General features: G+C 47.3%; 22 protein-coding genes. 8 read left to right on the top strand and 14 right to left on the bottom strand.

Translation table 11 applies throughout. The features are described from left to right. Positions 1-86: 86 nt before the first annotated feature. From NDI48_19110 to psbU, 6 genes are all read right to left on the bottom strand, one after another. Positions 87-575, bottom strand: a complete 489-nt coding sequence (locus NDI48_19110) for a Uma2 family endonuclease (GenBank protein ID MEP0833284.1) — start codon at positions 573-575, stop codon at positions 87-89. 97 nt (positions 576-672) lie between these two features. Continuing rightward, on the bottom strand, positions 673-2436 hold the full coding sequence (gene ggt, locus NDI48_19105) for a gamma-glutamyltransferase (protein ID MEP0833283.1): 1764 nt from the start codon (positions 2434-2436) through the stop codon (positions 673-675). Positions 2437-2609: 173 nt separating this feature from the next. Beyond that, a complete protein-coding gene (locus tag NDI48_19100) occupies positions 2610-4205 on the bottom strand; it encodes a PAS domain S-box protein (protein MEP0833282.1) in 1596 nt (531 codons plus the stop codon). Positions 4206-5485: 1280 nt separating this feature from the next. Further along, positions 5486-5644, bottom strand: coding sequence for a hypothetical protein (locus tag NDI48_19095; protein MEP0833281.1), 159 nt, complete (start codon positions 5642-5644; stop codon positions 5486-5488). A 258-nt stretch (positions 5645-5902) separates the two neighbouring features. Continuing rightward, positions 5903-7648: an L-aspartate oxidase gene (gene nadB, locus NDI48_19090; protein ID MEP0833280.1), complete on the bottom strand. Its 1746-nt coding sequence runs from the start codon at positions 7646-7648 to the stop codon at positions 5903-5905. A 98-nt stretch (positions 7649-7746) separates the two neighbouring features. Next, complete coding sequence (gene psbU, locus NDI48_19085; GenBank protein MEP0833279.1) at positions 7747-8199, bottom strand: photosystem II complex extrinsic protein PsbU; 453 nt, start codon at positions 8197-8199, stop codon at positions 7747-7749. A 294-nt stretch (positions 8200-8493) separates the two neighbouring features. Between psbU and NDI48_19080 the strand changes: the two genes are divergently transcribed. From NDI48_19080 to NDI48_19060, 5 genes are all read left to right on the top strand, one after another. Then, positions 8494-9132 carry a peroxiredoxin gene (locus NDI48_19080; GenBank protein MEP0833278.1) on the top strand — a complete coding sequence of 213 codons (639 nt, stop codon included), beginning with the start codon at positions 8494-8496 and terminating at the stop codon, positions 9130-9132. 236 nt (positions 9133-9368) lie between these two features. Next, positions 9369-10628, top strand: coding sequence for a transposase (locus NDI48_19075; GenBank protein ID MEP0833277.1), 1260 nt, complete (start codon positions 9369-9371; stop codon positions 10626-10628). Positions 10629-10841: 213 nt separating this feature from the next. Further along, positions 10842-11816, top strand: a complete 975-nt coding sequence (locus NDI48_19070) for a cysteine synthase A (GenBank protein ID MEP0833276.1) — start codon at positions 10842-10844, stop codon at positions 11814-11816. A gap of 245 nt (positions 11817-12061) precedes the next feature. Next, a complete protein-coding gene (locus tag NDI48_19065; protein ID MEP0833275.1) occupies positions 12062-12385 on the top strand; it encodes a (2Fe-2S) ferredoxin domain-containing protein in 324 nt (107 codons plus the stop codon). Positions 12386-12544: 159 nt separating this feature from the next. Next, positions 12545-16216, top strand: a complete 3672-nt coding sequence (locus NDI48_19060; protein MEP0833274.1) for a PAS domain S-box protein — start codon at positions 12545-12547, stop codon at positions 16214-16216. Between the two features lie 52 nt (positions 16217-16268). On the opposite strand, the gene NDI48_19055 is transcribed toward NDI48_19060, so the two are convergent. Beyond that, entirely contained in the window at positions 16269-17327 is a 1059-nt protein-coding gene (locus tag NDI48_19055) for a folate-binding protein (GenBank protein ID MEP0833273.1), read from the bottom strand. Positions 17328-17391: 64 nt separating this feature from the next. Further along, on the bottom strand, positions 17392-17775 hold the full coding sequence (locus NDI48_19050; GenBank protein ID MEP0833272.1) for a hypothetical protein: 384 nt from the start codon (positions 17773-17775) through the stop codon (positions 17392-17394). Between the two features lie 368 nt (positions 17776-18143). Between NDI48_19050 and NDI48_19045 the strand changes: the two genes are divergently transcribed. Next, positions 18144-18545 (top strand): nuclear transport factor 2 family protein, encoded by a 402-nt coding sequence (locus NDI48_19045; GenBank protein MEP0833271.1) that lies wholly within the window; start codon positions 18144-18146, stop codon positions 18543-18545. A 146-nt stretch (positions 18546-18691) separates the two neighbouring features. Further along, positions 18692-19432, top strand: coding sequence for a glutathione peroxidase (locus NDI48_19040; GenBank protein ID MEP0833270.1), 741 nt, complete (start codon positions 18692-18694; stop codon positions 19430-19432). 71 nt (positions 19433-19503) lie between these two features. Here the strand turns inward: NDI48_19040 and NDI48_19035 are convergent, their stop codons facing one another. The 6 genes from NDI48_19035 to NDI48_19010 all read right to left on the bottom strand — a co-directional run bounded on the left by NDI48_19035 (position 19504) and on the right by NDI48_19010 (position 24513). Continuing rightward, positions 19504-20808 (bottom strand): WD40 repeat domain-containing protein, encoded by a 1305-nt coding sequence (locus NDI48_19035; GenBank protein ID MEP0833269.1) that lies wholly within the window; start codon positions 20806-20808, stop codon positions 19504-19506. A 55-nt stretch (positions 20809-20863) separates the two neighbouring features. Next, on the bottom strand, positions 20864-21241 hold the full coding sequence (locus tag NDI48_19030) for a VOC family protein (protein MEP0833268.1): 378 nt from the start codon (positions 21239-21241) through the stop codon (positions 20864-20866). A gap of 92 nt (positions 21242-21333) precedes the next feature. Beyond that, on the bottom strand, positions 21334-22077 hold the full coding sequence (locus tag NDI48_19025; GenBank protein ID MEP0833267.1) for a hypothetical protein: 744 nt from the start codon (positions 22075-22077) through the stop codon (positions 21334-21336). An 83-nt stretch (positions 22078-22160) separates the two neighbouring features. Continuing rightward, positions 22161-22370 (bottom strand): 2-oxoisovalerate dehydrogenase, encoded by a 210-nt coding sequence (locus tag NDI48_19020; GenBank protein ID MEP0833266.1) that lies wholly within the window; start codon positions 22368-22370, stop codon positions 22161-22163. Positions 22371-22466: 96 nt separating this feature from the next. After that, a complete protein-coding gene (locus NDI48_19015) occupies positions 22467-23906 on the bottom strand; it encodes a serine/threonine-protein kinase (protein MEP0833265.1) in 1440 nt (479 codons plus the stop codon). Positions 23907-23973: 67 nt separating this feature from the next. Continuing rightward, positions 23974-24513: a Uma2 family endonuclease gene (locus NDI48_19010; GenBank protein MEP0833264.1), complete on the bottom strand. Its 540-nt coding sequence runs from the start codon at positions 24511-24513 to the stop codon at positions 23974-23976. Positions 24514-24655: 142 nt separating this feature from the next. Here NDI48_19010 and NDI48_19005 point away from each other — a divergent pair, with 142 nt between their 5' ends. Continuing rightward, the gene (locus NDI48_19005) at positions 24656-25675 is read left to right on the top strand and encodes an ABC transporter ATP-binding protein (protein MEP0833263.1); all 1020 of its coding nucleotides are present in this window, start codon (positions 24656-24658) and stop codon (positions 25673-25675) included. The last annotated feature ends 44 nt before the right edge of the window (positions 25676-25719 follow it).

The following is a 25719-nucleotide window of genomic DNA, read 5'->3' as shown; positions in this document are numbered from 1 at the left end:
GTAAAGCCAGGAATGACTTCTTCTCCATCGATCGCGTCAGTGGATTTGAGCAGGCGATCAGGTTGAGGCGAACGATAGACTAGAACCTAATGCTCACTGGGGTGAATCACCCACACCAGACGAGCAGTGTTCTCGAAATATTCCACAATTTTGTGGTGCATTTCTTCAACAGTATTGTCGGGAGAAAGGATTTCTACGGCTAAATCGGGGGCACCCTCTAAGAAACCATCAGGCAGTTCTTCCATTCCTTGTAGTCGTTCTTTAGCGACAAAGGAAATATCGGGAGAGCGTTTGTTACCGGATTTCATTTTGAAGGCAGTGCTGGAGTCGAACATCGCCCCTAGTTTTTGGATACGGACATATCCGCCTAGCAAAATCATCAAGGTACTACAAACATAGCCATGCTTTGCACCCGAATTTCCCATATCGATGAGTTCTCCGTTAACCAGTTCGTATCGATGCCCATCTTTGGGCAGCGCTATGAATTCGGCATCTGTCCAGATTTTTTTCTCAGGAGATTCTTCAGACAGGGTTTCTGTGGGGTTTGCGGTTGAGGCTGAGCTTAAAGTAGACATGAGAATTTTGCACTTAGGCGACGATATTCATACATAGAGTTTTTTTATAGCCGCTAAAGCGGTTACTACGAGCGGGTTACGACAAACGACAATGCTATTAGTCCCCTAAAGCTACTCCCTCACGGCGAGGATCGGCACCACCAATCAGCCCTTGATTTGTCAATACGATCGCGTGCGAACCACTGGTTTGTTCTACAATTTGCACCGTATGCCCCATGGCTTCTAAGGCAGGCTTGAGTTGCTCAATCTGCGTACCCTTCTCCAGTTCCGTTGGCCCATTCCGGTTGCCAAAATTAGGAAGTGATAAGGCTTGCTGGCTATCGAGTTTCCAGTCCAGCACCCCAACCAGTGCCTTGGCAACGTAGTTGATAATGCGACTGCCACCAGCAGAACCAACCACCATTACTAGCTTGCCATTGCGGTCAAATACCATGGTGGGAGCCATCGAACTTCTAGGGCGCTTCCCCGGTTCTACGCGATTCGCAACTGGCTTGCCCTCTACTGTCGGGGAAAACGCAAAATCTGTGAGTTCGTTGTTGAGTAAGAAGCCTCGCACCATCAACCTCGAACCAAAGGCATCTTCAATGCTGCTTGTCATGGCTACCGCGTTACCGGAGCGATCGACAATGCTGAGGTGGCTGGTAGAGGGATACTCTCTCGAATCATCTTGCCCCCAATTTTGTGCCTTCTGTGACGATAGCTGACCCGGTTTGGCTTCACTCATCGCCCGCTTGGGATTAATGAGTTGGGCGCGACGCTGGAGGTATTCTGGGTCGATTAATTCGTCCGTTGGCACTGGCACGAAATCCGCATCAGCCATATACAGTCCGCGATCGGCATAAGCCAGCCGTGCGGCTTCCGAGAAGAGGTGGATGGCTTCGACAGAGTTCGGCTTCACCCTAGCCAGATTAAACCGTTCGAGCATTCCCAGAATTTGTAGCACCGTTAGACCCCCAGAACTCGGAGAACCCATGCTGCAAATCTTATAAACTCGGTAAACTCCACAGACCGGCTTGCGTTCTTTTGCCTGATATCCTGCCAGGTCAGCGGTTGTTAAGTCGCCCGGTACAGTTGCCTTTGTCACGGTAGCCACAATATCGCCAGCAATCTCGCCCTTGTAAAAGGCGTCCGCACCGCGTTTGGCGATTTGACGCAATACTTCGGCATAGGGCTGATTCACCAGTTGGGTGCCGACGGGCTTGGGTTGACCATTGGCTTGGTAGAAGTAACTCCTGGCTGGCTCGAAGCGGGGTATAAACTGTTCTTTGCTCAGCAGCGTGTGCAAGCGTGGCGAGAGGGGAAAGCCTTGCTCAGCGAGTCGGATAGCGGGTTGAAACAGTTGCGCCCAGGGTAACTTGCCATGTTTCTGGTGTGCCAGTTCTAGCATCCTCACTGTCCCTGGTACGCCTACCGATTTCCCTCCAACGACGGCGTCGTAAAACTGTAGCGGTTTGCCATCCGTCGCTAAAAAGCGATCGGGTTTAGCCGCCGCAGGAGCTGTTTCCCGACCATCATAGGTATGAACTTGTTTTGTTTGACGGTCGTAGTAAACGAGGAACGCACCGCCGCCAATCCCGGAGGACTGTGGCTCAACTAAGCCCAGTACTAATTGAACTGCGATCGCGGCATCAATGGCATTACCCCCACGACGGAGTATGTCACGACCCACGGCTGAGGCTAGCGGGTTAGCTGACACCGCCAGCTCCTTCTGTGTACGGACAGCTTCGCGCTCGATACGATCGCTCGAAGGCTCTGGTTGAGGACTGTTTTGGGTAAGCCCCACCCTTGTTACCAGGAAAGCAACACCGAGGCTGAGGGCTAGCAGACCAGAACGTAAGGCAAGTTTAGATGCAATGGTCAACGCCAGTCTCCCGATCTAACATTGCCAATATTATCTATTTTTTGGAGAGACTAGGGAAATAAAGGATGAAGGATAAAGTTTGAAGGGTGAAAGATAAACAGGATTAAAGGTAAGTCCTCTCTCGCTTTTCCCCAATTTTCGTACTTTACACTTCATCCCTCACACTTTTGAGCTCAGGTATTTGGAATCACAGGAGGCGAGTTCACCGCCTTCGAGCCTTGCTTCACACGAGGAAGTATCAAATACCAAACGGGTTTACCCGCCTCGTTTCGCAGAACTACCGCATTGAGTTCCAACGTCAGTAACTCTCCGTTAGAGGTATGACTGGTCACTTCGCCACGATAACTACCCTTCTTGATGAGTTCCTGAATCAGGCGAGTGTATCCATCTTCCTCTAGGTGGAAGTTAGCGATTCGACCCCGAAGTTCCTCATCCGAGTATCCCAAAAGCGAACGATGTGCTGGATTTTGTTCTACATAACGACCCTGCAAATCGAGAATGGCGATCGCTTCCTTGGATTGAGCAACGATCTCTCGATATAAACTCAGCCTTTCCTCGGCTTGCTTGCGTACCGTAATATCACGGACAAAGCTTTGAATCGCGAGTTGACCCCCATATTCAATCACTCGACTACTGACTTCAATGGGCATTTGTCTGCCATTCTTGCAGTTGTGAACATGCTCGAATACGACATGACCCGTTTGCCACAACTGTCGCAAAACAGCTTCCCGATGCTTCGGTTCCATGGGTGGACTATATTTTTCCGGCGGTAAAGCCAGAATCTGTTTGCGGGTATAGCCTAATCGACGTGCGGCATGTTCATTGACATCCCACAGGATATTCGTTGAAGAGTCGGTGATAAAGATGGAATCGTGCGCCCATTCAAATAGATTTCGGTAATTTTTTTCAGATTCTCGCAGTAATTCTTCTGCCTGCTTGCGCTCTGTAATATCTCTAGCGGTATAAACTACAGCCTCAATGCTGCCGTCCGTGCTATGGATAGGGCTAAGAATGTACTCGTAGTCTCTAACGCCATTAACCGTGGGTAGGCTGATTTCCTCCGCGATGGATTGTCCCGTAGCCAAGGTAATTTGCAATTTGGGCTCAAACGTCTTCATCGCCTCGGCGGGTAAACCAACCTGCTGCCAAGTCTGACCATAAAGATCTGTCCGCTCCAGTTGGAAGGACTGCATAAAGGCACGGTTCGCGTAAGTATATCGTCCCAACCGATCATACATACAGATATGATCGACAGAGGCCGAGAGAACCTGCTCTAGCATCCTCGCTCGCTGCTCAACCTTCGCTGACAATTGTTCCAGGGTTTCTTCATATTCCTCTGGAATACTGCCGGGAGATTCTAGATCGGGGCTAACTTCCTCACGAGTATCTGGCACATCGACTCCCACACCACATTCGTGAGAGTGAGAGGTATTCGGTTGGCCTGAAGAGACTTCATCCCATAATGCTTGACCAGACGATAAAGACTGCTCAAACTCCTTCTGACGCTCTGAGTTACTGTATAACGTCGTGCCTCGTATTAACTCAACTGGCTGCTGCTTCAAGCTGCCAACTTCTTGACCTATTACCCCTTGTTGTTGGTGAAGTCTTGCATTTGAAGTTGGCACAGTTTTGGGAGAGGGCACGCCAAACACTTGTTTAAGTGCATCAACAACTACGGCTGTTCTGGGTCTGCCAGTTGCCTGAGCTTGTGAGGTAATCGCCTCCATAAGGTCGTCTGGTAACCTGAAGGTCACTACCTTAGTAGCCATTTTTTTTCCCTTTCAATCAAGTCTATTAGAACAAGTTATCAAACTTTTAAATTAGTTGTATTAAAAATAATATTATTACTACTTATCTTTATATAAAGATTTTGTAAATTGAATGTAATTTTTTTTCAGCATATTGATGGGTCTATCAAATTACATCATCCGTTCTGAGGATTAACTCCAACCTAACTTGCACCTTTAACCCAGCGAGCGGCTAAAAAACGGCTTCTAAGAATTCTTTACATATCGTTATGACGTAAGAAGTGCCGATTTAGTCTAGTAAGCCGATTAATGTACAAGTACTACCTAAAGTGAGACAAGTGCAGAGTCATAGGACGTTAACCAAGCCTAACAGGCCATGAGTGAGCTTCAAAAAAGAAGAAGTGTTTGGCTTTCGCCTCGGCTTTACGCGGATTCTATAGCTACTTTCGTGAGTGTTTCCAGTCAATTAGTTAAGAGTCAATTTTTCAAAGTTTGGCTATTAACTTTCTCTAATATATCACACAAAAAATTGACGTTTCCGCATCTCTGTCATTGATTCTTGACGTAAGAGTTTTTACAGCCGTTAAACTTCTGGCTTTAGCTTATCACATTGATTAACAGCGTACTCAATCCGAGTAGCTAGAGTGCCTTGCCTCCACTAAGTCATTGCCTGAAATTCTTCGCTATCCTTGACTTCTGAAGTTGAAAGGCTCAATCCGGATAACTGATTGAGCCATGACGCTGAGATGAGATCGCCGCTGAGATGAGTCGTCTCTCTCATCCTCGTATTACAACAGTCTAACCAGAAAGTCTATGTATTACAAATAAAGCAAAACCTGACAAATAGAGTATTACACAGAGAGCTTTATTTTTAATCTGTAAAAACCTATCAAGCAGGACTATCAAGTGAGCTATCACTGAACAATTTGATCCAGTCATCAATGTACGTACTTAGGGCTTTCCAAACAGGCCCTGACCCAGAGGCTATCTTTCACGTCAAGCATTCTCGTAAAATTACTGAAATTAGCAACTTAAAACAAGCTTTATGAAAACATTGCCGTAAAATCACGAAAATGAAATGAGTTTAGGCAAATAAATTGACAAAAATTAGTAAATTTACGGTTATTTTTTCAGAAATCAAATTATTCAATAGGCGTGGAAATGATTTTTCATCTAGATGTGGATAAACCTTCGGTAAAAGGGCTGTAAAGCTTTGATGAATAGCCTTATATGGTTAATTTCCCTGAATATACTGAACGTATGAACTCTTAAAACCGCTGGTTTATAGCCATGTGCCTTTGTCACCGATTCACTAGTATTGCAACATTGCTAATCGGTTTGCAGCTATTCAATCCTATGCTCATCGGTGTAAATCGGGACTTCAATATATCTAACAAAGCCGCCTCAAGTTCATCATGGATTGCTTCTTCTAACAAGGTTCCATCAAGACTTGCTCGCATGAATCCATCTCAGGATTCTTTCAACCCACCCGATAATCAAGGGCCAGATACTACACGAGGCTCCGGAACTCGTTAAAAAGGGGCATGAGTGAATGGTAAAGAGGACAGCAGTGACTTTTTCCCTTTGCCTTTTACCGGGTCTATTAAGCTAACAATCATTTAAATTGCAGATTCCAAGAGGAGAGATTTCTTGTGACATGGGCATCCTGCCTATCCTCCTCATGCAAGTTAAATGCACAACAGCTGACAAATTGACCATTATCTCTCCCCAATAGGTGGGGATTTCCACCATCGATTATTTTGCACTAAGGTATGAACTTGCCAGTTGGGATTAGCGGTTGAGTAGTCCAGTCGGTAATGTCCACCTCGGCTTTCTGTGCGGAAGATAGCGCTTTTAAGAATTAGGTAAGCTACATCGAGTAGGTTATAAGTTTCTCCCCAATCCCGCAATTGCCGATCCGCATCCGGTAAGTCTAATCTAACAGCCTGAAGGGGAGGTAAATTTAACAACTGCTGGCTCAAGGGAAGATCCGTAAATTCGGAACGCCAACGATCTAACGTCGCGATCGCATTCTCCAAAACGTCCTGTTGGCGGCAAATCCCCGCACTTTGCCACACTAAAAGTTGTAGATTGAGGCGTATTTCGGCTATCTTGTCTTTTTGAGTTTCCCACTCTGTCACAGCTAAATGGAGGATGGGGGATGGGGGATGAGGGATGGAGAGTTCATCCGTTGTCAGTTGTAATTCGTTAGGCGTGATTCGCCGCAATTGAGCACCAAAAACGATACATTCCAGAAGTGAATTGCTGGCGAGACGATTTGCCCCGTGGACACCCGTACTGGCGGTTTCTCCAATGGCATATAAACCGGGAATTGAGGTACGGTTGCTCAAATCCGTCGCTATTCCCCCCATCCAGTAATGAGCAGCCGGTGCGACAGGAATGGGGTTATGAAAGACATCAATTCCCCAATGTTGACAGACTTGGATAATGTTAGGAAATCGGTAGCGAATTTGCTCCGTGGGAATCGGTCGTAAGTCTAAATAGACATGACCTACTCCACTTTTGTTCCCCCCTTCTTCCCCTTGATCCGGAAATTGCTTTAAGTGACTAAAAATGGCGCGACTGACGACATCTCTGGGCGCAAGTTCTCCATCGGGGTGGTAGTCAAAGGTAAATCGCCGTCCTTGGATATCCACTAAGTGAGCACCTTCTCCTCGTACTGCTTCACTGATCAGAAAGTGGGGGGCACCGACTTTCGTGAGGGCAGTTGGGTGAAATTGCACAAATTCTAAGTCACGCAAAATGGCTCCAGCACGCCAAGCGATCGCCACCCCATCCCCTGTACTCACTCCTGGATTGGTCGTCTGAGCAAAAACCTGACCGCCACCGCCGGTTGCCAATACTACAGCCCCCGCCCTGACCCAATTGAGCTGACCGTTGTAAATTAGGCTGATTCCCTGACAATGGCCTGTTTGCGGATTCAGCCATAACGACAAAGCAAACGCTTGTTGTAAAACTTTAATATTGCTTCGAGCCAGCACTTGAGCTGTGAGCGTGCTGACTACGGCTCGACCTGTGGTGTCAGCGGCATGAAGCACGCGGGGACGAGAATGAGCCGCTTCCAAGGTTAAAGCTAAGTGATTCTCCTTGCGATCAAAGGCAACGCCCAAATCGACCAACGATTGAATGCACTCTGGTGCCTGGTCTACCAAAAATTCCACGGCATCCAGGTCACAAAGACCCGCACCGGCTCGCATCGTATCTTCTATATGTAGTACTGGCGAGTCTGTTGGGTCAATGGCGGCAGCAATACCCCCTTGTGCCCAGTCACTGGCACCTGTAGATAAAGTGTCTTTTGTAATTAAGCCCACATGCATGGAAGATGGCAGGCAAAGCGCGGCATAAAGCCCAGCCGCACCCGCACCGACGACGAGAACATCAAAGTGAGTGGGAATGTTCAGTTCAAGCTCAGAATGATCAGAATTGGCGGAAAGCGAATTCAAGTTCGGTCAGTTCCTGAATAAATTTAATAAATTTTAATAAATTACCCACTCCGGAATGGAGTGGGTTGAACACAAAATGATAATGATTTGCGCTGTGTTTAGTAAACGCCAGGATTGAAGCGGTCTCCACCCTCTACGAACACATCTGATGGATCAGTGATCGTAAAGTTGTCAAAATTAGCTTGCAGTAGCTCTTTTTGGCGATCCGTCAGCCCTGGAATATCCAAAACATCCTCTATCTTTTCATAGGGAGCATTCTGAACGATTTTTCCAGCCAGAGTGGGGTACATCCCTGGATACTTCCGAAAAGCTCGCACATGGGTATTGTTCAAATCGATTTTTTTGCCAAACTCAGTGGAAAGCTTGTCATCAGCCAGATTTCGCAGTGAAGATTCAGCGAGCAATACAGGTGTTTGCCCATTAAAATTACTTAACACAGCCTCATAACCCGAAGACAGCGGCGAAGCCACGGCCTTTTGAGGTAGCCCGAAACATCCTAAGCAGGCTACTAGCAAGCTCATGAGTGCTACGATGCGAACTACTTTCTTCATCCACTTAACTCCTTCCTTACACAACACAGAATGAGAAAAGATTAACGCCTTTCCTCAATTAGTTTAATTTTTGTTTTCTATCATCTCATTTTATATCAGTAAAGCGTGTCTCTCAGTTGCTTTCCCAAAGCCAATTCCTCATCCCTGCCTAGACAATTACGATTTGGGCGCTACGCTTGGGGTACTCGCCTCGCCCAAATCCTAAATAGATCTAAAGCCCGACCGGAGAATAGGTCTTATGTGGCAAGATCTAAGATTGTTCATCTTAAGCCACAAGGATAAGGAAACTCTGCTATGGCACTGCGACTCGGTGATACAGTACCCAACTTTACTCAAGCTTCTAGCGAAGGCGAGATTAACTTTTATGACTGGGCAGGCGACAGTTGGGTCGTGCTGTTTTCCCATCCCGCCGATTTTACTCCTGTTTGCACCACTGAATTAGGTGCTGTTGCCAAGCTTAAGCCGGAATTTGATAAACGCAACGTTAAGGTAATCGCTTTAAGTGTTGACGATGTTGAGTCCCACAAAGGCTGGATTGGAGACATCAACGAAACTCAGAATACCACAGTCAATTATCCGATCTTGGCTGACCCGGATAAAAAGGTCTCTGACCTCTATGACATGATCCATCCCAACTCGTTGAATAATTTAACAGTACGTTCTGTTTTCATCATTGACAATCAGAAGAAACTGCGACTGACATTCACCTACCCCGCGAGCACGGGACGTAACTTTGATGAAATCTTACGGGTGATTGACTCTTTACAGCTAACCGATCATTACAGCGTGGCAACTCCAGCTAACTGGATAGATGGCGGCGACTGCGTGATTGTCCCTACTCTCAAAGACCCAGAGGTACTCAAGGAGAAATTCCCCAAAGGCTATGAGGTCGTTAAGCCTTACCTGCGGATGACCCCCCAACCCAATAAGTAAAAGATTTAAGGGTTATCGGGTGGGCAATGCCCACCCGATTTACTTTTATCTGATTCGCCGGGAAGACCCCCACTATAGGGGGAAGGGGATATATCGAGCGTATCTAGTACCCTTGACAGTTGAGTGGTGGGATGAAAGGTGGTTAAAAGACCGGAGCTTTAGTGAGGAGGTTCGATGCCCTCTCTTTTAACATTTAATGACAAATGACTCTCCAGTAAATATAGTATAATACTGGAATGCTGGCACTTACTTCCCGTTACCGAATCTATCCAGATGCCACTCAAAAGCAACAACTCATTGAGTGGATGGAAATCTGTCGGGGTGCATTCAACTATGCATTGCGGGAGATGAAAGATTGGTGTGACAGTAGAAAGTGCTTGGTTGATAGATGCTCTTTGGAGAAGGAATATATCCTTCCTGCCGACTTGAAGTTTCCTGGCGAAATTCAACAGCTTAACAACTTGCCACGAGCTAAGAAGGAATTTCCTAGCCTGGGTGAAGTTCCCTCTCAGGTTCTTCAGCAAGCTATTAAGCAGTTGCATAGAGGTTGGGAGTATTTTCAAAACAGAGGATTTGGCTTTCCTCGATTCAAGAAATACGGGCAGTTTAAGTCGTTGTTGTTCCCTCAATTTAAAGAGAATCCAGTAACGAACTTGCACCTTAAGCTGCCAAAGATTGGAGCAATTCCAATCAACTTGCACAGACCTATTCCTTCTGGTTTTGCGGTCAAGCAAGTGCGAATCTTGAGAAAAGCAGATCATTGGTATGCATCTATCTCCTTGCAATGCGATATCAGGATTCCTGCTCCAACTCCTCATGGACATCCCATTGGGGTTGATGTGGGATTGGAGAAGTTTTTGGCAACCAGTGACGGCGTTCTCGTAAAGCCCCCCAAGTTCTTTAAGAGCCTGCTCATCGAGCTGAAATTGCTGCAACGCAGACTCTCTAGGAAACAGAAGAGGTCGAAAAACTACGAGAAACAACGCCTTAAAGTTGCTCGTCTTCACCACAGAATCGACAACACGAGGAAGGACTTTCATTACAAACAAGCTCATGCCCTCTGTGATGCTGGCGATATGGTGTTCATGGAAGACTTGGATTATCGCACCAGTGCTAAGGGGATGTTTGGAAAACATATGCTTGACGCTGCATTTGGACAGTTGAGAAGCATCGTTAAGTATGTGTGTTGGAAGAGAGGAAAGTTCTTCAGCGAGGTCGATGCGAGAGGGACTTCTCAACAGTGTCCTGAATGTGGGGAAGAAGTTAAAAAAGACCTGTCTGTCAGAGTTCATGATTGTCCTCATTGTGGATACAAAACCGATAGGGACGTAGCAGCAGGTCAAAATATCAGAAACCGAGGAATCAAATTAATTAGTACGCTGGGACACAGCGGAATGGAAACTGCCTGTGCAGACGAGCTACCGGGGATTGAGGTAACTCAATCTAGGCAAGTGTCGCGATCCCGTAAGGGAAAAACCAGGAAACCTAAGAAGTGATTCTTGGGAAGCCCCCACCATAATCAAAGATTATGGTGGGGGAGGATGTCACGGTGATGAAACGGCTGCCAACGCTATCTGAGAAGGCTGGAGATTCCAGCGAATTAGCTAAAACACCTTTAAGAGTCAACAATTAGAGTAAGTTATATTGTGCAATTCCTCCGTTCAGAAGCAGGGGAAAAATATCAAACTAAATACACAAGAGCGAAAAACATGGATATCAAAGCAGGGTTCGTCGGAACAATTGGCAACACACCACTGATTCGGTTAGAAAGTTTCAGTGAGCAAACCGGTTGCGAAATTTTAGGGAAAGCTGAGTTCCTCAATCCTGGCGGTTCCGTCAAAGACCGAGCGGCACTGTACATAATCAAAGAGGCTGAAGAAAAAGGCTTACTCAAGCCTGGGGGAACTGTTGTCGAAGGCACAGCCGGTAATACGGGCATTGGTCTGGCTCATATTTGTAATGCCAGAGGCTATAAGTGCTTGATTATTATTCCAGATACTCAATCCCAAGAGAAAATGGACGCCCTGAGGACACTGGGTGCCGAAGTTCGCCCTGTTCCTGCTGTACCCTACTCCGATCCCAATAATTACGTTAGGCTTTCTGGACAGGTAGCATCCGAGATGGAAAATGCCATCTGGGCGAATCAGTTTGATAATTTAGCCAATCGGCAAGCTCACTACGAAACCACGGGGCCAGAGATTTGGCAGCAAACCAATGGCAAGATTGATGCCTGGGTGACAGCTACCGGGACAGGCGGGACTTATGCGGGTGTGGCTATGTACTTGAAAGAGCAAAACCCCAACGTTAAAACGGTTGTTGCCGACCCGATGGGCAGTGGGCTGTACAGTTATGTCAAGACTGGCGAACCCAAGACGGAGGGGAATTCGATTACGGAGGGGATTGGTAGCAGTCGCATCACGTCGAATATGCAAGGTGCACCTGCTGATGATGCGATTCGAGTCGATGACCATGAGTGTGTGCGAGTTGTTTATCAATTGCTTCAAAAAGACGGACTTTTTTTAGGGGGTTCTTCGGGCATCAATGTGGCAGCCGCCGTCGCCCTTGCCAAACAAATGGGTCCAGGTCATACGATTGTTACTATCCTTTGTGATGGCGGGGGTCGTTACCAGTCTCGGCTATTCAATCGGGAATGGTTGGCGTCGAAAGGACTCTCACCGGATTAGAAACAGTAGCTCTCCCGTTCTGGGTGTGGAAAATCTCCATGGGGCTGATGGTTTGCCCGAATCTTGAACTAAAATCCCCTCTTGTCAGGCTTTTAATGATGTCAAGTTGCCTGAGCAAGCTAAGAGCGGGAGAGCTGCTTTTTAGATCACAACGTTATTATTCTGTAGTAAAGTACATCCAGATTTACAAAAAATTTGCACAATTTTTAGGCTCTAAGTCAGTCTAAAAATAATTGCGAATTGAGTTGAGTGACTTAGTGGGTAATCACAGTCCAGAATCTTCGAGACAGGTACTTATCTGCCAGGGACGTAGCTGCCGTAAGCTAGGTGCTATAAACGTCCTAACAGCTTTTCAACACTCACGAGTGACGGGTATCACAGTAATAGGTAGTGGTTGTCTGGGACAATGCGGCAACGGGCCTATTGTACTGGTGACGCCTGAGCAAATTTGGTACAGTGCCGTCCACCCCAAAGAAGTGCCTGCGGTGGTCGAGCGACATCTCCAAGGAGGCTGTCCTATTGTGTCTATGCTCTACCCTAAGTATCATTCGCCTGCGGCGCAGTCTTGAGGATACTAGAAGGGAAGCCATCCTATCGGCACAACTTCATCGGGTGCAACAGCAAGAAAAAACTAGGCCGGGGTTAGACGCAGCTATACCCTGAGGTATTCGGCTGAGTATAAATTCTTGTGATATCCACTAAGCTATCGCTCATCATCGTTACGCTTTATGCAATACTTGGACAAGAGTGACACCCGTCTGAAGTTAGCGTTGCAGGCCACGAAGAGTGGGATGTGGGAGTGGCATTTCCTGACGGGTCAAGTTGCCTGGTCTGAGAACTTTGAAGCGGTATGGGGTTTAGCCCCAAGCACGTTAAAGGGGACTTATAAAAGCTTACTCCAGCAGATTTGTGTACAAGATCGTCGCTTTGTGACGAGATCACTCGCCCGCGCCATCCGAAAACAAGCAAATTACAGCATTGAATTTCGCATTCACTGCCCAGATGGCAGTATTCGTTGGCTAAAAAGCGAAGGAGAGGTGTATGGTGACGGGAGTCCTCATCCGGTCAAGATTACTGGACTGTGTCAGGACATTACCTCAGACAAGCAGGCAGAAGGAACGCCGCGTCAGCCGCCAGCTCATAAACCGGAAGACCAAAAACTCGCAGCCTCGCTGAATACCTGTGAACAACGACTCAACCACCTTCTTAATGCCTTAGAAGATGTGGTCTGGTCAGCGACCCTAGATCGCTTTGAGTTGATATACCTTAATCCCGCCGCTGAGTCCATCTATGGGCGTCCCAGTCACGAATTTTTTGAGAACCAAACGCTTTGGTTAGACATTATTCATCCAGAAGACCGCCCTCACGTATGGACTCAAAGACAGAAAGTTCTGGAAACAGGCGGTGGAGGTATGGAATATCGGATTGTCCGTCCCAGTGGCGAAATCCGCTGGTTGCGCGATCGCCTGCAAGTGATTTACGATAGCGCAGGCCAACCGACTCGCTTGGATGGTATCGCTACAGATATCACCCGTCAAGAGCGCGTGATTGCCGCCCTACAACAGACCAATGAGGCTCTGGAAGTCCGACTAAAAGAACGAACAGCGGCTCTGGAACCCCTTTTAGAACAGCTACACTCTCTCAGCGCCAATTCGCCCCATCTCTCCTCAGGCAGTATGCCCCACAATCCGGAAAAGGGAGAGCTGGAGTACGTCACTCTTGCCCGTAACCTCGCGCTGACCAAGCAAGCCGAAGCCGTGATAGAACGAAGTAAAGCCAAATGGCGATCGCTGATTCAACACTCTTGTGACCTGATTACCGTTGTCTCTGCCAGTGGTACCATCCTGTACAACAGCCCTGCCCTGGAACGTATCCTGGGTTACTCCCCCGAAGAATTAGTGGGGCAACATGGCTTCAGGTACATTGCACCCCAAGATGTCGCAGCCGTGAAGGCGGCTTGGAAGCAATTGCGGGTCGCAGACCCTGGTTCAATGTTATCACCAATTACTTTCCGTGCCTTGTGTAAAGACGGCTCTTGGTGCATGTTAGAAGTCACGGCTACCAATTTATTAGCGGATGAGACAGTAGAAGGTATTGCCGTCACCGCTCGTGATGTGACAGAGCGCTTCCGACTTCAGGAGTCGCGACAGCCTAGTGAAGCTCATTTCCGAGCCATCTTTGAAAATGCAGCGCTGGGAATTGCGCTGAGTGACCCCTCTGGAGAGATCATTGCCAGCAATCGAGCCTTACACCAAATGTTCGGTTACAGCGAACAGGAACTGCGGCAGATCACGATTACTCATCCCGACGATACAGCCGCTGATGCTACCCTCTACCAGGAACTCCTGGCAGGTTCTATTCCCTCCTACCAGATGGAGAAGCGCTACTTCCACAAACAAGGTTACTTGGTTTGGGGACGCCTGAGTGTTTCACTGGTTCGCGATTCATCCGGGAGCCTGTTGTTTGTGGTGAGTATGGTCGAAGACATCACCGCTGCCAAACGCACAGAAGCGGCACTCCTACACATTAGCAAAGCCGTTGAAAACGCCAGTGATGCGATCGCCATTGCTGACACGCTGCTGGTTCGGTTTACCTACCTCAATCCCGCATTTGGTCAAATGTTCGGCTATACGCTGGAGCAGCTCAATGGGGCTGGCGGATTTACCATCCTGTTTCCAGATGCTAAGGTCATGCACGAGGTGTTGGCGATCGCAGTCAGTGGTCAATCCTGGCAGGGTGAAGTCGAGATGGTGTCTCGTAACCATTCCAGACGGCAAATTGCCTTGCGAATCGATGCCATTAAAGATGTTACCGGTGAGGTAGTCGGCACGATCGCTATTCATACGGATATTACAGAACGCAAGCAGGCAGAAGCGGCGCTCCGGCGTTCTTACGAACGTGCTGAATTACTTAAGCAAATCACCAGCGAGATTCGCTCCTCCCTTGATCCGCAGCACATCTTCCAAACCACAGTGACGCAACTGGGAGAAGCGCTGTTGGTGAATCGCTGCATGATTTTTCTTTATCAAGCCGCACCCCAACCCACATTATCTTTAGTGGCGGAGTATTTAGAAGCCGGCTATTCCTCGATCGAGGCGTTTGAAGTTCCGGTGGAGGGGAATGTTCACATCCAGCAGGTGTTAGCTACCGATCGGGCGATCGCTTCGACCAATGTTTACACTGAACCCCTGTTCGCCAACACCCTCCATCTGTGTCAGGCGATGGATATCCAATCGATGTTGGCAATTCGCACATCTTATCAAGGCCAACCCAATGGTGTGCTTAGCTTACATCAGTGTGATGCCTACCGCTATTGGACGAGTAGTGACATTGAACTGTTGGAAGCCGTCGCCGCTCAAGTTGGCATTGCTCTGGCTCACGCCTGCCTGTTGGAGAAGGAAAAATGCACCGCCGCCCAACTTGCTCAACAAAACTTAGATCTGCAAATTTCCAACTCGCGAGCCAATACCAAAGCCGCAGAATTAGAACAAGCGCTACAGGATTTGCAGGAAACTCAAGCTCAGTTGGTGCAGACTGAAAAAATGTCCAGCTTAGGGCAATTGCTGGCAGGTGTAGCTCACGAAATTAACAATCCCGTCAGCTTCATTACCGTCAATATCAACTATGCCTGTGACTATATCCAAGATTTGCTGAGAATCGTGCATCTTTACCAAGATTACTATCCTCAGCCGGTTGAAGAAATTAAGTATGAACTTCAAGAAATCGACCTGGATTTTATTATCAAAGACCTGCCCAAATTACTGAATTCAATGAAAGTGGGTGCTGACCGCATTAACGAAATCGTGCTATCGCTGCGAAACTTCTCCAGACCTGATGAAGATGAAATGAGTTCGGTTGATATTCATGAAGGGATTGATCACACTCTCATGATTTTGCGGCATCGCTTAAAAGCCAAGGGAGGAAGTCCGGAAATTGAGGTGAGCAAAAACTATGGAAATCTGCCACAGGTGGTGTGTTATGCAGGGCAGTTGAACCAAGTATTTATGAATTTGATTAGCAACGCGATAGACGCGATCGCGTCCCGTTTTGCTCACGATCACGATGCCCTGGTGATTCACACCGATGCACTGGGGGAGATCGAAAAAATTTCCCAACCTAACTATGCAACAAAGCCGAAAATCAAGATTTGCACCGAAACAAGAGATAACCACTGGGTGATCATTCGCATCAAAGATAATGGCCTAGGCATGACGGAAGAGGTTAAACAAAAGCTGTTTAACCCCTTTTTTACCACGAAACCAGCGGGCAAAGGTACGGGTTTAGGATTGTCGATTAGCTACCAAATTGTTGTTGAAAAACACGGTGGACAATTACAGTGCATTTCTGTTCCGGGGCAGGGCACTGAGTTTATGATTGAGATTCCCATCCGGCATTCCTAATTTGGGATTTTAGATTTTGTTGGTGCTGCGTTTTCTGTTCTTCAGATATCTCTCAAGCTGGATAATCATGGGTTAAAAACGGAACATCCACGACTTCACCCTCTACATCTGCAACTTGCACGTTTAATCCCTTGCCACCCGCTTTCGTGCGGATATAAGCTAAACCAAACAACCCTTGGTCAGTTTCTGTCAAACTGGTCAGCTTACCGACTTTTTCTTCTCCTACCATGACCACGGCTCCCGGTTCAACCGGTGCTTTCAGGCGGACGCCCCAGAGTTGTTGCTTGACGCCTTTATAAGTATTTAATCGGGCAATCGTTTCCTGACCAATGTAACAACCTTTATCAAAAGAAATGGTTTGCCATAAACCAACTTCCAGCGGATTATAATCTTCGGTGAGTTCGCGATCGGGCACAGGACGCCCTTGCTGAATTCGCAGTTGTTCCCAGATGCGATCGCCCATAGGCATCCCTCCCGCTTCTGTCAGCACCTGCCAGAGTCTCGCGGCATGACTCGCAGAAACGATCAGCGTATATCCGGGTAATCCCAAGCCGTTGCCCACTGCCACACGTACTTGAAGTCCATTAAGCATTAGTTCTTGGTGACTGGCATAGGCATCCTCGATCAGAACTTCATCACTTAATTGTTGCAACAAAGCATCACTTACTGACCCAATTAAGCTGAAGGTGACATTCTCGTGGGACACATCCTTTAATTCCACCTGATCCATGGGAAAAATATAACGATCCAGCCACTCGATCAGTTGCTGACGCCGATTGGGAGAGACGAGGAGGAACACGGCATCTTCTGTAACATAAGCCGTTGCCAAGTCAATGGTGCGGGCGGTAGAGGTGACAAAAACCGTATCACAGCCCTGTCCTGGTTTGAGTTTTTGGAAGTCATTGGTACTTTGGTTGTGTAAGTAGCGCAGTCTGTCATCACCGGAGATTTTCAGCAATCCCCAATGGGATAAGTCCACCAAGGCAACACCCTGACGTGCGGCTTGAATCGCGGTTGTATCGTTCCCGAAACTTACGGGAATCGTTACATCGCCAACTGACTCAAAAGTCGCCCCAGCCTTTTGCTGAACATCGTGTAATTCTTGAATCATTTTCTTCCTGCTTTTCGCCTCCATTAGCTATCTTCCTATGGAAGCGCATCGCTCATGGCAAAAGCTAAGCCAGGGGTAAGCTGGCAAAAACTTCTGCCACCAAGCGTTGTGCCTTTGTGTCTAGATATTGCCAATCCACCTCACCGGCTTCATCAATGAGGTTGGTATCAATCTCTACTTCCTGGCTTTCGAGTTCAGTGTGTGTCAAAGTGTAGTTGAGAAAACAAACTTGATAACAAAGCTCCCAAATATTGACACACACTTCCTTGCCATTGCCTTCTAGACACAGCTCATAGCCTGGGATTGGAGCCTGAACATCCTTGTAAGTTGCCTTCCAAGTTGTACTTTCGAGCTGTTTGCGAATCTGATCGATGATACGGATTAAAGCCGGTTGCATCACCAGTTCAGCCTGGTGCCACGCAACCATATTTTTAAATTTGGGTGTCATAAATCAATTGAACTTTGCACAAAGGAAGACATAAAACACTTTAAAGTAACTTATACCCCGATTCGGGACTGTTTTTGATTACCTGTACCTCCTCATTCTTGATAATGATAATTAATCTAAGGGGGAGGGGTTTGGAACTCCCCATTAGCTTCCCAGATGATTTAGATAACAATTCAGTATTGCTAGCGCTAAGGGTATGATTCCAGTAGCGGCAAAATTATGGGTATACTCACACTCGTCTGTGACTGTCAACCCAGTCTAGAAGCAGGAACAGCTTTTTGGTCAACGACAAAGGAGCCTGACTTGGGTAGGCTGACTATATATCGCCGGATAGGAAGTTTGAGCGCGTTTGTGGAAGGGTAGCAAGAATGGCACAAACAAAACCAGAAACAATGGCAACTGCCCAGCAAGCCTTCAATCACTTCTCTCATGCTTTAGCTACTGGTGAGTGGGAACCGTTTTTGGACTTATTAACGGAAGATTTCTCGTTCTGGTTTCCGGTGGGTGCCTACAAAGGGTTGAACGTCGGGAAGGAACGAGCCGCCGCTTTCTTCAAGTACGTCTCTCAAGTCATGGATCAAGGGTTAACGCTAACTTTAGAGCGTGTGACTAGCAACGAGACGACGGCGGTATTTGAGTTTCGCTCTGAAGGGTTGTTGCGCGGGAATCCCTACCAAAACCAAATAGCCGTTTCTTTTGACGTGCGCGGCGACAAGATTTGCAGTTACCGAGAGTATATGGCGATTGTTATCCCCCCTAAGGTAGATTAATTCGGAAAATCTGAGGGATTTCGGACTCGGAAAAAACGAGTTGAGTTTTTGGTGGAATTTTCTTGGCAAATCATACTCGTTATGAGTACACTATAGGAAGTAAATTCATAACGACTACAAGTTAACATCACCTAGGAACAAAATAAATGCTGAAAAACCGCGAAGGGGAAAGAGTACCTAATGTCACATTCAGAACCCGCAATGATAATCAATGGGTTGATATCACAACAGATGAGCTGTTTAAGGGTAAGACTGTGATTGTCTTTTCTCTACCTGGAGCGTTTACACCTACTTGTTCATCCACCCATGTACCGGGCTACAACGAGTTGGCAAAAACATTTAAAGAAAACGGTGTTGATGACATTATCTGTATGTCAGTCAACGACACCTTTGTGATGAATGAGTGGAAGAAAACGCAAGAGGCAGACAACATCACCTTCATTCCCGATGGTAACGGTGAATTTACCGAACAAATGGGACTGCTCGTTGACAAAGAAAATCTAGGTTTTGGTAAGCGGTCATGGCGCTATTCTATGTTAGTGACCGATGGCGTGATCAAAAAAATGTTTATCGAACCAGAAGTAGAGGGCGATCCGTTTGAGGTGTCTGACGCGGAGACAATGCTCAACTTCATTAACCCCGATGCCGCTAAGCCCCAGTGTGTTTCACTGTTTACTAAAGTGGGTTGTCCGTTCTGTGCCCGTGCGAAGCAGGCTCTCAAGGAACGGGGCATTGATTATGAAGAAATCGTTGTGGGCAAAGATGCCACCATGCGCTCTTTACGGGCTGCTACGGGTGCAACAACGGTTCCACAAGTATTTATTGACGGAAAACTCATTGGCGGTTCTGAAGCCCTTGAGCAATACTTAAGCGCTCCAGTCGCTTGAGGTGAGAAACGAGATCCCCGACTTCTTAGAAAAGCCGGGGATCTGAACCGTTGCCACTCCACAAGTCTCCTCTAGCGCCAAACCTGTTGGCTATAGTTACGCGAAGTCAGCAAGGTTTGTCCGTCTGGGGTGAAGGCAAAATCAGAATTCGCCTCAATGGTGCGGATTTTTTGGGGCGATCGCCAATTCCATAAGTGAAGCCCCTTCGCATCATGCATGGCTAGTGTCCGTCCATCTGAACTGAAGGCAAGGTTATAAATGTCTCCTACATTAGAGATGGTACGAATGATCTGACCTGTTTTAAAGTTCCACAGTTTGACACTACCATCAGCGCTGCTACTGGCGAGAAACTGACCATCTGGACTAATGGCAAGGCGACGAACTGTGCCCGAATGGCTGATTAAGGAGCGTATGCGTACCCCTGTACGGGCGTTCCAAAACCTAATGCTATTATCGTTGCTACCCGTGACGAGAATCTGACCATCTGGACTCAACAGAGGCTGTGCGGAGGAATCGGCGAAATCTGAAAAGGTGCGGACGACTTGCCCCGTTTTCAGATTCCAAAGTTTAACTGTTGTGTCACCCAAGCCATAGGAGAGACTGCTAGCTGACGTGATACTCACAAGGCTCTGTTCATCCGAACTGAGGATCAACTGATAAACTGGCTGTGAGTCTCTGAGGGTGCGGATGAGTTGCCCGGTTTTCAGGTTCCACAGTTTAATGGTTTGGTCAGAACTGCCACTGATTAAGGTTTGATTATTGGGTGTAATTGCGATCGCATGAACGGCATAGGCATGTCCTTTGAGAGTGCGGATGAGTTGCCCAGTTTTCCCATTCCACAGCTTAATAGTTTTATCGGACATCGCCGCCGCTAATGTTTGTCCATCGCCCGTGAAGGCGACATCATGAGCAATATCACCGACAATAGCGTTCGGATCGTCGGGTTCTTGATTGCGGTATTTTTCCTCCGCTAGCAGTGCCTCGCCTGCACCTCCCTCAACAAGTGTTTTGATTTTTTGCCCTGTTTGCAGATTCCATAGGCTGAGAGTGCTAGGCGCACCACCACACAGACGCTCAACAGAGCCGTGAACACCAACCGCAAGAATTTGGTTATTGGGGCTAAACGCCTGAGATCTAACGGAAAACCCAGCACACATAGGTGGCGCTTCTCCGAGGGGTTTGAGGGTGTGAACGGGTTGGGCATTTTCCCAAGACTTGGCGGTTGAGGTGGCTTGAGCGGCTGCGGCTAGGGTATCTAAACGAGAAGGGAGCGATTGCGCGGAGCGCAGCGCCAAAGGCGATCGCACGTTAGTTGAACTCAGAACACCCAAGGCAAGGAAAGCTACAGGAGTCAGTATCGTTACAAGATGTCGCATAGTTAATGTAAAGCGGATAGCTGCAATTCACTAACTACTACACCCAGCCTTTGGCCTATTTCTCATAGAGTTCTAGCGGTAAGTTATCGGGGTCTTTAAAGAAGGTATATTTTTTACCTGTAATCTCATCGAGCCTAATCGCTTCGACTTCTATTCCCTTGGCTTGCAGTTGAGCCACTGATGCATGGATATCGTTAACTTCAAACGCTAAGTGCCTCAATCCGCAGGCTTCCGGTGTACTCGGTCTTTGCGGTGGGTTGGGGAAGGAAAACAACTCGATGCGATCGCTTTCACCAACTTGTAGATCGAGTTTGTAAGAGTGTCGTTCTTTTCTATAGGTTTCTTCGATAATCGGAAATCCTAAAATATCAACATAGAAGTGTTTGGATTTTTCGTAGTCTGAGCAAATTATGGCTACATGATGGATTTGCATCGTTGTTTTTCATCGGCTACAGTCCAATTTCATGGTAGTGAAAGAGCGATCGCATTTTTAGGAATCAAAGTTTTGTCTTTGTTCGTCAGGCTTCAATTCTGAGCAGAAAGCAGCTCCTCAATCGCTTGAGCAAGATGATTGAAACCCTCTTCTAAGTTGATGTCTAGTACCAAGCCAGAATCAGCTAATTCTATCGCTCGCTGATCAGTCCCTTTGCCATCCAAGGCATCTGCTATCTTATCTGCCGTTCTACCACTACCGGCAATGACGATCACCAATCGCCCTGCAATGACACTTTGAAAAGCATCTTTGAATGTAACCTCACCACCATTGAGCAACACGGTAACAGAGGGCGCACCATTCGCGAGTACTGTAGCAACGTGAACAATCCAAGGTGATTCATCTCCCCACTCGTTCCCAGGAATCAAGACAAAATGGGTATGGTGAGGCTCTAACGGTGTGGAATCCTCTGGAGGGGTGAGCTGATTGGGAAGCGCTACTTTTCCCTCTGGAGCGACACCAATTAGGGGAAACGTCCCTGCGATTTGGCTACGTGCCATACCCATCAATTGCATCACACCCGCATCCGTACCCCCATCCACCACATAAGCGCCTAACTTTTCGGCAATAGGCGCTAAGACTTTGATAAATAACTGTTGGATGCGTAAGAATTCAGCTTCACTAATCTGACTTGCACCTCCCACAACGACTAAAATGGGACGCGACCCCTGAAGCCCTATTTGGTTGAGTTCAACGGATAACTCTGTGGGCACAGAGGGTCGAATGGCGGCGGCTTCACGTCCGTTCGAGAAGGTAAGTCTGAAGGGTTTTTCCATCGCAGTAGTTTTATGATGCGAGTTGAACTGGGTGAAAACATTATTGCAGAGATGCTATGCCCTGCGGACTTATCGTGGGAGTTTCACGAAGCAAAGACCTCATCACGGACTATGTGCAAACGGATTACTTTAGGGCGGTTTTGTTCATCAGGGAAATGACAGTGAACTGCATCACGTACCATCTCACGCAAGCTTTCCATATCATCAGCCTGAGTGAAAATTGACTCGCCCAAGGCTCTAGCCGTATACCCTCCATCTGGGTCATCTTCAACCAGAAATACGATTTCAGTCATAGCTAATTCTTGTGATTAATAAGTAAAACTTTCCGAACACAGTCCATCCAGCTCTCTCAGACAGCTGGAGCGGCTGTATTCTTTAACTACAGGACATCACAGCCCACAAGCCTCAACGCGAGAGAAGAGAATAACCCACCACTGAACCCATAGTCCATGACGACCAAACCACCTCCCATATCGTAAGTCTCTCAACCCAGGCAGGTGAGCTACTGGAGCCTCTAATGTGAAGGTGAGGTTGTTATAAGAAAGCCAGTTACCATTCACGCGCCATCCAACGCGATCGCAAAAAAAATTCCATTCTTTGTTCACACTCTTCCAGATTTGTTTCTGCACACTAAAACCGAAGCGACCATTGCTGTGTTGTACCCAAAGCTGGTCTATCTTACGCAGGTTTTCGCAGGGAAATACTTTGATGTTTTCCGGATAAAGGGATACATTGAAGATGCTTGGATAACCGAATACTTCAAACATGATAGCCTGAGTTTCTTCATCAGCCTCTTGCCATTTTCCTTCTGCAAGTAGTTCTTGCAGCTTGCTATATTCTTTTACCACCGTTGAATTTAGAGCAGAAGAGAAAGTCATATTATTGCTTACAGCTGTTACCGCGCTTGAATTCGATGGCGCGGAGCTTGCAGGGTTGAATGCTCGTAGCACTTCATCGGCGGATTGATAGCGATCTCTCACATAGTTTTGGGTTAATTTATCCAAGACTTGCCCCAGTTGTGGGCTGATAGTTATACTTTTTGGCAGACGTTCTCGCCATATCCATTTACCATTCAGTGCATCATAAAGTTCATCAGAACCGTCTTCCTTTGGTAAACATTGGGTTAGTAACCGAATGCAAGTAACGCCCAAACTGTAAAGGTCGCTAGCCGGATAAACTTGACCCCGCATTTGTTCTATCGATGCATATCCATGCGTCCCAATTGTCGTACCTGCGTGACCAAGAATCGTTGCTGTCACCTGTTTGGAGATGCCAAAATCAATCAGCATCAACTTGCCATCCTTACGGCGGCGCATAATATTCTCTGGCTTGATGTCCCGATGAATCACGCCGCGTTCATGAACAATCTTGAGTACTGGCAGCAAATCCGCTAGCAATTGCCGAATCTTTTCTTCGTTAAACGCTCCCTGCTGCTGCAATTCTGCAAGTAAAGTCTGCCCTTCAATTAACTCTTGCACTAGATACAGGCGCTTATCTTGTTCAAAATAAGCAATCAGCCGGGGAATCTGAGGATGCTCTCCCAGTTCATACAGTCGCTTTGCTTCTTGCTTAAATAATTCCGTCGCTTTCTCCAGCGCTGCCATGCCCTGAACTTGTGGAAAAAATTGCTTAATCACACAAGGGTCGTCTATTCTATCTGTATCTATGGCTTCATAAGTTCTGCCAAATCCCCCCTCACCCAAGAGTTGAATCACGCGGTAGCGGTTGCGGAATAGGGGTGAGAGTGTTTGTGAACCACAACTAAGGCAAAACTTATTCCCATCAGGGCTGAAAGGATTCGAGCAGGTGGGATTGGAACAATAAAGCATATTGGGACAGGCGTCAGCAGATTGTATTTATAGTGAGTGTTCCCAAAAGCTAGCTAATTTGTCAGCCTCAAGCCAACAATTCATCTACCGCCACACTAAAACCCAGCAATACTTTTTGAGTAGTAACCACTTCACCCGCTGTAAACCCTACTATCTGACTTTGAGTCATCACTAAGACTAAACGACTTGAGGGAAACACTAACCAAACTTCCTCGCAACCCGACTGTAAATATTCCTGCGCTTTGAGAAACACGTCCTCAGCAATATCAGTCGGAGAAACTATCTCCGCAATTAGAGGAAAACTCTGTGGCAATATATCTGCCTTGCCAAACTGTGCGACTAGCTCAGGCGTAAGATAGGCAACATCCGGACGCCTTCCTTGCTTATTCGTGCGACAAGGTACGTCAGTATAGACTTTTCCCCCTTGTCCACTGGAAGTCTTGTAACTCCTCCAGTAAAAGTACAGATTCCCCTGAATTTCACTATGCTGTAACGTCATGCCATTTTTCTCTATCAGTTGCCCATCCACCCATTCCATGTGTTCTGGAAGATTTAGCATAAAGTCTTCCACAGAGAAATTTTCTGATACAACAGCAGTAGTCACCATACTTATCTGCTCCTTTACGTCCTGATTCAGAGGGACAGGTCTGATGCCAGATTAGCGCTTCACGCCCTAAGGCAGGTAACCCCCTAAAATGGAAAGAAAGAGTGTTTAGATTTGTGTAGCCTATCCAGGCATAGGAATACTTATGGCTGCCGTTGTTTTAGTCCAAAATCTGCAAAAGCGCTACGGCGATGTCGAAGCCGTCAAGGATATCTCCTTTAAAGTAGAACCCGGTGAATTGTTTGGGTTACTCGGCCCCAATGGTTCAGGGAAAACCACCACCATTCGCTGCCTGTGTACCTTGAGTACACCCGACGCGGGTAAAATTGAGGTTTCTGGCATCTCCGTCATTGACAACCCAAGGGCAGCACGACGACGCCTCGGTTATGTCGCGCAGGAAGTCGCCCTCGATAAGATGCTCACGGGGCGAGAACTTCTGCAACTGCAAGCGGCACTATATCACCTTCCTGGTAGTGCTGCCAAAAAGCGGATTACGGAAGTGATTAGCTTGTTGGGTTTAGAGGAATATGCGGATAAAAAGACAGGCACCTACTCTGGAGGACTGAAAAGACGCCTCGATTTAGCAGCAGGGTTGCTGCATCAACCAGAGGTTTTGGTCTTAGATGAACCAACCGTCGGGTTGGATATTGAAAGCCGCTATGTAGTTTGGGATTTATTGCGTAAGCTGCGGGAAGCAGGAACCACGGTTGTAATTACCAGCCACTATTTAGATGAGATTGACGCCTTGGCGGATCGAGTTGCAATTATCGATCGCGGTATTGTGATTGCCGAGGGGACACCCTCCCAGTTGAAAGATCGAGTCGGAGGCGATCGCATTACCCTGCGTATCCGTGAGTTCTCCCCAACTGAAGAAGCCGAAAAAGCCAAAGATATGCTTCAAACTCTACCCTTTGTGCAAGAGATTATTATCAATGGCGCTCAGGGTAACTCCCTCAACTTGGTTGTGAAACCCCAAAGCGATGCTTTAATGACCATTCAGCAATCCTTGAAGGACGTGGGTTTACCCACATTTGGAATTGCTCAGTCGCGACCCAGTTTAGATGATGTTTATCTCGCTGCCACGGGTAGAACCTTAATGGATGCCGAACTCGCCGCCGCTGGGACACGCGACCCCAAAGCAGAGAAAAAACAAAATATGCGGTAGGTTAACTATCTCTGCTGTGGGACAGGCATCCTGCCTGTTTGGGT

The sequence above is a fragment of the Microcoleus sp. AS-A8 genome (assembly GCA_039962225.1).
Taxonomy (GTDB): domain Bacteria; phylum Cyanobacteriota; class Cyanobacteriia; order Cyanobacteriales; family Coleofasciculaceae; genus Allocoleopsis.
This window is presented reverse-complemented; position numbering and strand designations above follow the sequence as displayed.